Annotated in this window: 9 protein-coding genes; 6 read left to right on the top strand and 3 right to left on the bottom strand. The window is 64.7% G+C overall.

All coding sequences use genetic code 11. From position 1 onward, the window contains the following. Positions 1-21: 21 nt before the first annotated feature. Both G5134_RS16770 and G5134_RS16765 read left to right on the top strand, forming a co-directional pair. Positions 22-558: a GNAT family N-acetyltransferase gene (locus G5134_RS16770; RefSeq protein ID WP_065017301.1), complete on the top strand. Its 537-nt coding sequence runs from the start codon at positions 22-24 to the stop codon at positions 556-558. Positions 559-613: 55 nt separating this feature from the next. Next, positions 614-1,348, top strand: a complete 735-nt coding sequence (locus tag G5134_RS16765) for an SDR family oxidoreductase (RefSeq protein ID WP_065017302.1) — start codon at positions 614-616, stop codon at positions 1,346-1,348. Positions 1,349-1,398: 50 nt separating this feature from the next. Here the strand turns inward: G5134_RS16765 and glnE are convergent, their stop codons facing one another. The 3 genes from glnE to G5134_RS16750 all read right to left on the bottom strand — a co-directional run bounded on the left by glnE (position 1,399) and on the right by G5134_RS16750 (position 6,259). Then, a complete protein-coding gene (gene glnE / locus G5134_RS16760) occupies positions 1,399-4,272 on the bottom strand; it encodes a bifunctional [glutamate--ammonia ligase]-adenylyl-L-tyrosine phosphorylase/[glutamate--ammonia-ligase] adenylyltransferase (protein WP_065017303.1) in 2,874 nt (957 codons plus the stop codon). A gap of 130 nt (positions 4,273-4,402) precedes the next feature. Next, a complete protein-coding gene (locus G5134_RS16755; RefSeq protein ID WP_065017304.1) occupies positions 4,403-4,843 on the bottom strand; it encodes a GNAT family N-acetyltransferase in 441 nt (146 codons plus the stop codon). A gap of 165 nt (positions 4,844-5,008) precedes the next feature. Next, on the bottom strand, positions 5,009-6,259 hold the full coding sequence (locus G5134_RS16750; protein WP_065017305.1) for a methyl-accepting chemotaxis protein: 1,251 nt from the start codon (positions 6,257-6,259) through the stop codon (positions 5,009-5,011). A gap of 31 nt (positions 6,260-6,290) precedes the next feature. Between G5134_RS16750 and G5134_RS16745 the strand changes: the two genes are divergently transcribed. The 4 genes from G5134_RS16745 to nudC all read left to right on the top strand — a co-directional run bounded on the left by G5134_RS16745 (position 6,291) and on the right by nudC (position 12,299). Then, a complete protein-coding gene (locus G5134_RS16745; RefSeq protein WP_017785648.1) occupies positions 6,291-7,112 on the top strand; it encodes a potassium channel family protein in 822 nt (273 codons plus the stop codon). Between the two features lie 152 nt (positions 7,113-7,264). Continuing rightward, on the top strand, positions 7,265-7,870 hold the full coding sequence (locus G5134_RS16740; protein ID WP_005309324.1) for a TIGR04211 family SH3 domain-containing protein: 606 nt from the start codon (positions 7,265-7,267) through the stop codon (positions 7,868-7,870). A 269-nt stretch (positions 7,871-8,139) separates the two neighbouring features. Beyond that, positions 8,140-11,304, top strand: a complete 3,165-nt coding sequence (putA, locus tag G5134_RS16735) for a bifunctional proline dehydrogenase/L-glutamate gamma-semialdehyde dehydrogenase PutA (RefSeq protein ID WP_421232088.1) — start codon at positions 8,140-8,142, stop codon at positions 11,302-11,304. Between the two features lie 215 nt (positions 11,305-11,519). After that, the gene (gene nudC / locus G5134_RS16730; RefSeq protein ID WP_065017307.1) at positions 11,520-12,299 is read left to right on the top strand and encodes an NAD(+) diphosphatase; all 780 of its coding nucleotides are present in this window, start codon (positions 11,520-11,522) and stop codon (positions 12,297-12,299) included. Positions 12,300-12,302: the final 3 nt, after the last annotated feature.

Here is a 12,302-nt window from a genome sequence, read left to right as displayed (position 1 = left end):
GTTTTACCAAGGAGCAGATGAATGAGTCGAAGTGAAATCGCAAGAGAGATATCCCATCCGGACTGGCCACTGGTCTGGCAGATCTACGGCAGCAGCTTTCCCCGCTACGAACAGCGCCAGCCGCAGCATCAGCAACGCAAGATGGGAGACTCCCGCTTTCACTGTCAGCTCTTTTATCAGGGCGAGCAGCTGCTCGGTTTCATCTTCTGGTGGGACTGCGGTGAGCAGATCTACATCGAGCATCTGGCCATCAACCCGGCCCTGCGCGGCCAGAACCACGGCTCACGCCTGCTTGCCGCCTTCTGCGAGACGGCGGGGCGCCCCGTCATCCTGGAGATAGATCCGCCAGAGGACGAGATTTCCCTTCGCCGGCTGCGCTTCTATCAGTCGCTGGGTTTCTGCCTGAACGAGCATGACCATGTGCACCCGCCCTATCAGCCAGATTGCGAGGGACATGCGCTGCGGGTGCTGAGCTATCCGGCACCGCTCGACAAGGAGGATTATCTGCGTTTCAACAAGGTGCTGGTGGAGACAGTGATGGATCACGGCCCGGCCTGACACGGCTGCCATCCATCTCGCAGTGCCACCGTGCGCGACATGACCAGGAGGGGCCATGAACAAACGAGTGCTGATCACCGGCGGCGGCAGAGGCATTGGCGCCGCCACCGCCCGCCATCTGGCGGGGCAGGGTTATCACCTGTGCCTCAACTATCGTCATGACAAGGCCAGTGCCGAGGCGCTGGTGGCCGAGATCCTGGCCCACCATCCGGTCAGCTGCATCGCGGTGCAGGCGGATGTCGGGGTGGAGGCCGAGGTGGTGCGTCTGTTCGAGGAGATGGACGCGCGGCTTGGTCCCGTCACCCATCTGGTCAACAACGCCGGCAGGTTGCAGCCGCAGATGCGGGTGCTGGAGATGAGCGCCGAGCGCATCAATCAGACCCTGACCACCAATGTCACCAGCTGCTTTCTCTGCTGCCGCGAGGCGGTGCGCCGGATGACGGCGGGGGGCGCCATCGTCAATGTCTCCTCGGCCGCCGCCCGGCTGGGTTCGGCGGGGGAGTACGTGGACTATGCCGCCGCCAAGGGGGCCGTCGACGTGCTGACCAGGGGGCTGTCGCTGGAGGTGGCGGCCCAAGGGATCCGGGTCAACGGGGTGCGTCCTGGTTTCATCTACACCGAGATGCACGCCGACGGCGGCGAACCCGGTCGGGTCGACCGGGTGAAGGGGCAGATCCCGCTGCAACGGGGCGGTCAGCCAATCGAAGTGGCTGCCGCCATCGCCTGGCTGTTATCGGACGAAGCCTCCTACGTCACCGGCACCTTCATCGACGTGGCCGGCGGGCGTTGACCCTGACCCGAGAGTGAATACAACAAGGGGCGCCTCGGCGCCCCTTTTGTTTACTCCCCCAGCAGCTGTTGCCAGACCGCCAGCACATGGCCTCGTTCGGTCAGCAACTGGTCGTCCCCCACCTTGCGGGAGACTTCCGAGAGGTTGAGGCGATGGCCGAGGTTGCGGATCTCCAGATAGGCGTGCTTGAGCCCCTCCGCCTGCTCCAGGGTGAGCACCCCCGCCAGCACGCACTCGTCGAAGATGCGCACGTTATCGGACCAGCGGGTGAGCGCCTCTGGTTCACCGCAGGCATGGGCCAGCACCAGGTACTGGGCGATAAACTCGATGTCCACCATGCCGCCGGGGGACTGCTTGAGGTCGAACTCGCCGGCACCGGCCTTGAGCAGGTGATCCCGCATCTTGTGGCGCATCTCGCGCACCTCGCGGGCCAGGGTCGGCAGCTCCCGCTCCTTGGCCAGCACGGCGCGGCGAATGCGGGCAAACTCGGCGATCACCGCCTCATCGCCATAGATGGGACGGGCCCGCACCAGCGCCTGATGCTCCCAGGTCCAGGCCTCGTTTTGTTGATACAGCTCGTAGGCTGACAGCGACGAGACCAGCAGGCCGGAATCGCCGGAGGGGCGCAGCCGCATGTCGATCTCGTAGAGGATGCCGGACGGGGTGCGGGTGCTGAACAGGTGCAGGATCCGCTGGGCCAGACGCAGGTAGAACTGGCGGCTGTCGATGGGCTTGCGGCCGTCGGTGTAGCTGTTGGGGTCGCCGCCGTGCAGGAACACTAGGTCGAGATCCGAGCCGTAGCCCAGCTCGATGCCGCCCAGCTTGCCATAAGCCACCACCGCAAAGCCGCGCTGGCCGCTCACCGCCACCTCGGGCGGCACCCCGTAGCGCTCGCTCATCTGGGCCCAGGCCTGATTGACCACCTCCTCGATGATCGCCTCCGCCAGCCAGGTGAGGTGGTCGCTCACCTTCATCAGCGGCAGGGCGCCGGCGATGTCGGCTGCCACGATGCGCAGCAGCTGTACCTGCTTGAACTGGCGCAGCGCCTCCATCTGCTGCTCCACGTCCTCTTCGGGGATGCGCAGCAGGAACTGGCGCAGCTGGGGCTTGTACTGATCGAGCGGAGTGGGGTGATAGAGGTGCTGGGGATCGAGCAGCTCGTCCAGCAAAATCGGGTAGCGGGCCAGCTGCTCGCTCACCAGGTGGCTGGCGTCACACAGTCGCACCAGCTGGCGCAGGGCACCCGGGTTCTCCGCCAGCAGTTGCAGATAGGCGCTGCGGGTGAAGATGCGGGTCAGCAGTTCGCACACCCGCTCGAACAGGCGGGCGGGTTGCTCGCTGGCCACCACCAGCCGCAGCAGCTCCGGCATCAGCCAGTCCAGCGCGATGCGCCCCTGCGGGCCGACCTGCCGGCGCTTGTACTCCTCCTTGAAGCGCAGCAGCGCGGCGCAGAGCGGGGCGGGCTCGGCCCCCCCCTGCGCGGTCAGCAGTTGCTCCAGCTCGGCGGCGTCGAGCTCGGTGCGCCACAGATCGAGCCAGAGCTGCTCCAGATGGGCGGGTGCCTCTTTTTCTTCCCCCACCACGGCGGCGAACTCCTGATGGACGGCCGCCATCTCCTCATCCAGATGAGCCATGAAGGCAGCCCAGTCGGCAAAACCCAGAGCTGCGATCAGGCGCTGGCGATCCCGCTCCTCGGTGGGCAGGGTCTGGGTCTGCTGATCGCCGATCTCCTGCAAGATGTTCTCGACCCGGCGAAGGAAGCGATAGGCCGTCAGCAGGCGGTCGCAGTGGTCGGCTTCGAGGGCGCCGCACCGGGCGATGGCGGCCAGCGCCTCCGGCAGGTGACGTACCCGCAGGGCAGGTTCACGACCGCCACGAATAAGCTGCAGCGCCTGGGCGATGAACTCCACCTCGCGAATGCCGCCGGCCCCCAGCTTGATGTTGCCCTCCAGCCCCTTGCGGCGCACCTCGGCGGCGATCATCGCCTTCATCTGGCGCAGGCCGTCGATGACGCCGAAGTCGATATAGCGGCGAAACACGAAGGGGCGCAGCATCTCGGCCAACTCTACTGCGTGTTCGCTCTGGGGTCCCAGCACCCGCGCCTTGACCATGGCGTAGCGCTCCCAGTTGCGACCGTGGTGTTGGTAGTAATCCTCCATGGCGGCAAACGAGATGGCGAGCGGACCCGCGTCGCCAAAGGGGCGCAGCCGCATATCGACCCGGAACACCTGGCCGTCGACCGTGCTCTGGTGCAGGGCGTTGATGATGCGCTGGCCCAGCTTGATGAAGAATTGCTGGTTGGCGAGCTCGCGCCGCCCGCCCACCGTGTAGCCGTTTTCGGGGAAGGTGAAGATAAGGTCGATGTCCGAGGAGAAGTTGAGCTCGCCACCGCCGAGCTTGCCCATGCCGAGAATGAGCAGCGGCTGCGGGTTGCCGTTGCCGTCCATCGGGGTGCCCAACTCGTTGCACTGTTTGGCGTAGAGCCAGTCGCGGGCAGAGCAGATGAGGGCATCCGCCAGTTTGGTGAGGTGGATAAAGCTCTCTTCCACTTCGGCGTGACCCAGCAGTTCGCGCCAGGCGATCACCAGCATGCGGCTGCGGCGGAACTGGCGCAGGATGCGCTTGAGCGCCTCCTCGTCGTCCACCTCGGCCAGCAGAGCGGCCAGATCGCGTTGGTAGGCGGGCCAGCGCTCGGCCAGCTCCAGATCTCCGGAGGCCAGCAGCTCGGTCAGCAACTCCGGCTGTTTGAAGAGGGAGTCGGCGACAAAATCGGAGAGACCGAGCAGGGTCAGCAGGGTCTGGCGTACCGGCTCGGGCAGCGTGCCGTAGTCGGGGGCCAGTTCAGTCAGCCGTTGCCAGTGGCGCTGGGCCAGCTCCTGCAGCAGGGGGGAGAAGGCGGAGAAAGAGGGAGAGTGCTGGGCCACGGTTGCCGTCCTTGTGATTAACGAAACTGCCGGATAAAAAGCTGGCTGCCAATCTAGCACTGTCGGGCCCCCGCGTCACAGCGCAGGGGCGAGAAGCATGATCCGGCGGGAATTATCGGTAGCCGACCATTCAGGTGCGCTGGTAGATATCGGGGTGGTAGATCTCCATCAGGCTGCCGGGGCTGGCGGGCGGTGCGAAGCCGAAACCGGCGTAGAGGCTGTGGGCATCGGAGGTGGCGAGGGAGAGGCGACGCAATCCCTGCAGCTCGGGATGGTCGAGTATGGCTGCCACCAGTGCCTTGCTGTAGCCGCGGCCGCGATACTCGGGCTGCACGAACACGTCGGCCAGATAGCCGAAGGTGGCGCGGTCTGTGATGACCCGGGCGAAGGCGACCTGCTGGCCGCCGAGGTAGCCGCCAAAGCAGAGCGAATGGTTGATGGCCCGCTGCAGGGTGGCAAGGGGAATGCCGCGGCACCAGTAGGCCTCTTCAGACAAGAAGCGGTGGATCAGCGGCAGGTCGAGCCGCCCCTGGTCGGCGCTGATTTCAAGCGCAAGTTCTGTGGTCTGCATCCTGGCTCCTTGCCGCGATGAAAAAAGAAAGGCCCCTCGTGGGGGCCTTCCAGTCTAACCAGATTGTTGCGTGAAAGTCAGGCCAGTTTGAGGGGCTGGATAATGAGTGCTGTCCAGGGGCTGGCTGTGCTGAGCCATCCCTTCCTGTCTGTGCGATGACGCCCGTCAGGCCAGCTTGAAGGCCTGAATATGGGTATCCAGGGTCTGGCTGTGGCGCTCCACCAGTTCGGAGGCCTCCTGCAGCTCGCGTAGTACCACGACGGAGCCCTCCACCACCTGCTTGACCTGCTCCAGGTTGCCGCTCATCTCCTCGGCCACCGAGCTCTGCTGCTCGGAGGCGGCGGCGATCTGGCGGTTCATGTCGGCCACCCCCTGTACCCGCTGCACTATGGTGGCTAGCTGGTCGCCGGCCAGGGTCACCTGCTCCACCCCCTTGTCGGCCTGCTGCACGCTCTGGGCCATCAGCTCGGCCGCCTGGCGGGCGTTGCCCTGCAGCTGCTCGATCATCTTCTGGATCTCGACGGTGGCGGCCTGGGCCCGGTTGGCCAGCTCCCGTACCTCGGAGGCGACCACCGCGAAGCCACGGCCGGCCTCGCCGGCACGGGCGGCTTCGATGGCGGCGTTCAGCGCCAGCAGGTTGGTCTGCTCCGAGATGCCGCGAATGGTGTCGACCACTGAGCCTATCTGATCGACCCCCTGTTCCACCTGGTTGACCACGGTGGAGGAGCGTTGAATGTTGCCGGAGAGGGTGTCGATGGTGTTGACGGTGGCAGCCACGCAGCGGCTCCCCTCTTCCGCCAGCTGGCTGGTTTCGGCGGTGGCGTGGGAGGCCTGCTCTGCATGGGCGGCCACCTCGCGGATGGCACCCACCATCTGGCTCATGGCGCTGGCCAGCTGCTCAATCTGGGTGAACTCCTCGCTGATGGCCTCGTTGGCCTCCTCCATGCAGAGGGTCACCTGGGAGGCGATGTCGTTGAGCTCCTTGCAGGCGACGCGCTGGGTGCCGAACACCTCCTTGAGGTTCTCCTGGGAGTGGGCCACCGCCTTGGCGATGTCGCCGAATTCGTCACGGGACTTGAGCAGCACCCGGTGGCTCAGATCCTTGCGGGCAAAGCGTTCCAGCAGGCCCACCAGATAGTGCACCTGCTTGACCATCAGGCGCGAGCCGGTCAGCAGCAGTACCACGAAGACCAGCCCCATGATGGCGGTCTCCATCAGCCCGGTCCAGAGCAGGCTGTTGGCGATGGTGTCTGCCTTGTCGGGGGCGATCCCTTCGCTGAGCAGGGTGGTTTCCAGATTGCTGGCGTCGAACCAGAGCTTGATCAGCAGCAGCACAGTACTGAACACCATGAGCAGTACCACTTTGGGTACCAGCCGGATATTGCTCATTCGCTTCTCCAGCGGGTTTAACTGCATAATATTTCTCCTTTTAATGACCGGTTTTCCTTTGTCCTCAGGGCTATCGGCATTATCTTCCTTTTTATTAATTCGCACCGTGCCTAAAGTGGGAAAATGTATGCGCCATCACTTAACTCATCTACGCGCCATGGATCTGTTGATGGCGTTTCTGTCGGTGATCTCGGTTGTGCTGGTCACGGCCCGCTGGTGGGGTCATCAAACCCTGGCCCCCCAGACCCTGCAGCTCTTCTATGACGTCGACAGCCTGATCTGCTACTTCTTCCTCGGTCACTTCGCCTATGGCTGGGTCCGGGCCCCCGACCGGATGGCCTTCTTCAAGGCCAACTGGTTCTATCTGCCGGGCAGTCTGCCCATGGTGGAGCAGCTGCGCTGGGCCCGGCTCATCCAGTTGTGGCGGATCTACCAGCTGCTGCGGGATCAGCCGGATCTGCTGGCCATGTTTCGCCGCGAGCGCAACGAGACCACCCTCTCCGGCATCCTGTTCCTGTTCTTCCTGCTGCTGGGGGTGGGCTCAGGGGTGATGTACTGGGTCGAGTCGGGCCAGCCCGGCAGCCAGATCCAGACTCCCTACGATGCCTTCTGGTGGACGCTGGTGACCCTCTCCACCGTGGGGTATGGCGATCTGGTGCCCAAGACGGAGGAGGGACGCTTCGTCGCCAGCCTGCTGATCCTGTTCGGGGTCGGTCTGTTTGGTGCCATCAGCGGTTTCATGGCCAGCCTGTTCCTGCAGCCGGGACGGGGGGATGCGGAGCTGGAGAAGTGGCGCCATCACCAGAGCGCACAGCAGGATCTGCTGCTGCAGGAGCTGCGAGCCCTGCGGGCCGAAGTGAAGGCACTGAAACAGAAATAGGCAGCGGCGTCCGGAATGGTCGCGTCGTGATAGAGACAAGTTGCGAGCCACCTCTCAGCTCGGGGGGGAGCCCTTTTCTTTGCTTGTCCTTTGACCCGCCGGCGGCTTAACATTCGCCAGTCACCTAACCAAACGAAGAGAACCGATCGACCATGCGCGCCCTTCTCGGGATCCTGATCTGCTTGTGTGCCCAACAGGCACTGGCCGATACCCGCTATGTTTCAGACAACATCTTTACCTTTATTCACAATGGTCCGGGCACCCAGTACCGGATCCTTGGCAGCGTCAAGGCGGGTGAGCCGCTGGACGTCAAGGCAGTGAACAACGAGGCCGGTTTTACCCAGGTGGTGGACGGTCGCGGCCGTGAGGGCTGGATCAAGAGCAGCGAGTTGCAGGGCGAGATCAGCCTGCGCGAGCGGCTGCCCCAGGTACAGAAAGAGCTGGAAGAGGCCAAGGCCCGCCTGCTGAACCTCAACGGTGACAACGAGAAACGCTTCGCCGAGAAGGATGGCAAGATCGCCGAGCAGAGCAAGGAGATCGCCACCCTCAAGGCCCAGCTCGCCAGCCAGGGCGAGGAGATGGGCAACCTCAAGGAACAGAACGACGCCCTGACCCAGAGCTACGACAACCAGGAGCACGACATGCAGATGGACTGGTTCATCCGCGGTGGTGCCATGGTGGGTGGCGGCATCCTGCTCGGCATCCTGCTGCCCATGCTGCCCCGTCGCCGCAGCCGCGGTGATCGCTGGATGAACTGACAACCGCTGTCGGCAGCAGAGTGAAGGGTCGCCATGGCGACCCTTCTTTTTTGCCTGGCGAAAAATTGTATACAAAATAGGGCGATGAATTTTGCCTGGTAGGCATATGGCGCCGATATAGTGCGCCATATGAGCCAATCAGCGATCTTTGTTAATAACAGGCAACAATTTCATTTCATCTATGGGTTGATATTGTATACATTATCGGCGTTTCGGCGGCACGACCGCCTTCGTCGATATCAGCCCTAGGGCGTACAGGAAGACCCCATATGTTCAAAGCTACCCAAGTGCTTGCCGCTGACTACATTCCCTCCGATCTGGCCGCCCTGCGCGAAGCCATCACCCAGAACTACGTGGTGGATGAAAATGCCTATCTGGCCGAACTGTCGGCCATGCTGCCGGGGGATGGCGCCTCGCTGGAGCGGGTGACCCAGCGTGCCCGCACCCTGGTGACCAAGGTGCGCAAGGAGAGCGGCTCCGGCGACGGCATCGACGCCTTCCTGCAGGAGTACAGCCTGGATACTCAGGAGGGGATCATCCTGATGTGCCTGGCGGAGGCGCTGCTGCGCATTCCCGATGCCGAAACCGCCGATGCCCTGATCAAGGACAAGCTCTCCGGCGCCAACTGGTCGTCCCATTTTCGCAAGAGCGACTCCACCCTGGTGAACGCCTCCACCTGGGGGCTGATGCTGACCGGCAAGATCATCAAGCTGGACAAGAAGCTGGATGGCAACCCGGCCAACCTGCTGGGCCGCATGGTCAACAAGCTGGGGGAGCCCGTGGTGCGCTCCGCCATGTACGCCGCCATGAAGATCATGGGCAAGCAGTTCGTGCTGGGGCGCGACATGAAGGAAGCCCTCAAGGCGAGCCGCAAGTCCCGCGAGAAGGGCTACACCCACACCTATGACATGCTGGGGGAGTCCGCCCTGACCCTGGCCGATGCCGACAAGTATTTCGGTGACTACCAGCGCGCCATCGAGGCGGTGGGCGGCGAGCGCATCAGCGACGGCGGCCCGGCCCCCTCCATCTCCATCAAGCTGTCGGCGCTGCATCCGCGCTATGACGTGGCCAACCGCGAGCGGGTGCTCGGCGAGATGTGCGAGCGGCTGGTGGGGCTGGTGCGTCTGGCCCGTGACAAGGACGTGGCCATCAGCATCGATGCCGAAGAGATGGACCGCCTCGAGCTCTCCCTGGACTTGTTCGAGCAGCTCTATCGCTCCGACGCCAACCGCGGTTGGGGCAAGCTCGGCATGGTGGTGCAGGCCTATTCCAAGCGCGCCTTGCCGGTACTCTGCTGGCTCACCGCGCTGGCCCGCGAGCAGGGAGATATCATTCCGGTGCGGCTGGTGAAGGGTGCCTACTGGGACAGCGAGCTGAAATATGCCCAGCAGGCCGGTCTGCCAGGCTACCCGCTGTTTACCCGCAAGGCGGGCACCGACATCTCCTACCTCGCTTGCGCCCGCTATCTGCTGAGCGAGCCGACCCGCGGCTTCATCTCACCCCAGTTCGCCACCCACAACGCCAACACAGTGGTCAGCATTCTGGAGATGGCCGGTGATCGCCAGTTCGAATTCCAGCGCCTGCACGGCATGGGGGAGGAGCTGCACAACGCGGTGCTGAACGAGCTGCCCGGCCTGCACTGCCGCATCTATGCACCGGTGGGTGCCCACAAGGATCTGCTGCCCTATCTGGTGCGCCGCCTGCTGGAGAACGGGGCCAACACCTCCTTCGTCCACAAGCTGGTGGACCCCAACACCCCGGTCGACTCCCTGGCCGAGCACCCGCTGCGCACCCTCAAGCGCTACTCCAGCCTGGCCAACGACCGCATTCCGCAGCCGGTGAACCTGTTCAGCGACCGCAAGAACTCCAGCGGCGTCAACATGAACATCGTCTCCATCCAGCGTCCCTTCTTCGCCAAGCTGAAGGAGCTGGAGAACAAGCAGTGGCTGGCGGGCCCCATCGTCGATGGCGAGACCCTCAAGCGCAACGAAGCCCGCGTGGTGATGAGCCCGCAGGATGTGAGTCTGACCGTCGGCAAGATCCACTGGGCCGACGAGCAGGCGGTGGAGCAGGCACTGGCCTCGGCTCACGCCGCCTTCCCGCGCTGGCGCGAGACTCCGGTGAGCGAGCGTGCAGCCGCCCTTGAGAAACTGGCGGATCTGCTGGAAGCGAACCGCGAGCAGTTCATCTCCCTCTGTACCCGCGAGGCGGGCAAGCTGCTGCAGGATGGCATCGACGAGGTGCGCGAGGCGGTGGACTTCTGCCGCTACTACGCGGTGCAGGCCCGCAGCCTGATGGGGCAGGCCACCCTGCTGCCGGGTTACACCGGCGAGATGAACGAGCTGTTCCTGCAGGGCCGCGGCGTGTTCGTCTGCATCAGCCCGTGGAACTTCCCGCTGGCGATTTTCCTGGGCCAGGTCGCCGCGGCGCTGGCCACCGGCAATACCGTCATCGCCAAGCCTGCCGAACAGACCGGTCTCATTGCCCACCTGGCGGTGACCCTGGCCCATCAGGCCGGCATTCCGGGCGACGTGCTGCAACTGCTGCCGGGTGACGGCGCCACCGTGGGCGCCAAGTTGACGGCGGATGCCCGCATCGGTGGCGTCTGCTTCACCGGCTCCACCGAGACCGCCAAGCTCATCAACATGACCCTGGCCCAGCGCGATGGCGCCATCCTGCCGCTCATCGCCGAGACCGGCGGCCAGAACGCCATGATCGTCGACTCCACCGCCCTGCCGGAGCAGGTGGTGCGCGACGTGGTGAGCGCCGCCTTCCAGAGCGCCGGCCAGCGCTGCTCCGCCCTGCGGGTGCTCTACCTGCAAGAAGAGATCGCGCCGCGGGTGCTGGAGATCCTCACCGGTGCCCTGCAGGAGCTCAAAGTGGGCAACCCGGCCGAGCACAACACCGACGTCGGCCCGGTCATCGACGCCGAGGCCAAGGCGGGTCTGGATGCGCACCTGGTGCACATGATCCCGCGTGCCCGCCTGATCGCCCAGGCGCCGATGCCGGCCGTGACCCTGGGGGGTCACTTCGTGCAGCCGACCGCGCTGGAGATCGGCTCCATCCGCGAGCTGACTCGCGAGCAGTTCGGCCCCATCCTGCACGTGGTGCGCTACGCCGCGCGGGATCTGGACAAGGTGATCGCGGATATCAACGGTACCGGCTACGGCCTGACGCTTGGGATCCACAGCCGCAACGAATCCCATGCCGAGGAGCTGGCGAGCCGCATCAACGTGGGCAACGTCTACATCAACCGCAACCAGATCGGCGCCATGGTCGGGGTGCAGCCGTTCGGCGGGCAGGGCCTCTCCGGCACCGGCCCCAAGGCGGGCGGCCCCCATTACCTGAGCCGTTTCATTACCGAGAAGACCCGCACCATCAACACCACGGCGGTGGGCGGCAACGCCTCCCTGCTGGCGATGGGCGACGCCTGATCGACCGAGACCGATGTCAGGCCGCCTGCGGGCGGCCTTTTTCATGGGCGTTTTTCATGGGCATTCTCATGGGTATTGAAAAGCAGCCATCTTGGGGTCGCCACCCGACTTGCCGCGCCTTAATATGGTGGCCGGTTGTCGCTTTCATCCGTCACCGCCGCCCAGTCCCGGACGCGCATCCCGACCGACGTCACAACATAAAGAGTGCTGCATCTATGCCATTAACCGAACAGGCCCGCTGGTTCGTGCTGGGGGGCGATCACCTCGTCCTGCTGGATGACCAGGGGCGCATTCCACAAGGCCCCCGTGCCTGTCTGCCCAGCCACTTGCAGCATGCCGCCTTTGAGCGCTTTGACGAGTGGGACGGGCTGCCCTGCCTGCTGCTCGATCTGGGGGGGGCGGCTGACACCGAGGCCCTGACCCCACTGCGCCAGCTGATGGTGGCCGGGGATGAAACGGGCTTTCAGCTGGCTGGCCGCGCCTGGCAGCTCGCCACCTTTCGCCGGACCCACCGCTTCTGCGGCGAGTGCGGCGCCCCCATGAGCCCAAAGGCGGGGGAGTGGGCGCAAGGGTGCCGCCATGGCCACGTCGCCTATCCGCGTATCTCCCCCTGCATCATCGTGGCGGTGCGCAAGGGACCCGCCATCTTGCTGGCGGCCCACCGCCGTCACTATCAGGCCGAGGATCCCATGTATACCGTGCTGGCGGGTTTTGTGGAGGCGGGGGAAAACCTGGAGCAGTGCGTGGCGCGGGAGGTGTTCGAGGAGAGCGGCATCCGGGTGACCAACGTGCGTTACGTGGCGAGCCAGCCCTGGCCGTTTCCCCACAGCCTGATGATGGGCTTCACCGCCGATTATGAGAGCGGCGAGATCCGGGTGCAGGACGAGGAGCTGGTGGCGGCCGATTTCTTCGAGGCCGGTGCGCTGCCACGGCTGCCGCCCCACGGCACCATAGCGCGGCGGCTCATCGAGCTTTGCCTCGGCGAGCAGGCCTGAGGG

Origin of the sequence: Aeromonas sp. 600276 (assembly GCF_049175815.1) — a bacterium.
Classification (GTDB): domain Bacteria; phylum Pseudomonadota; class Gammaproteobacteria; order Enterobacterales; family Aeromonadaceae; genus Aeromonas; species Aeromonas dhakensis.
This window is presented reverse-complemented; position numbering and strand designations above follow the sequence as displayed.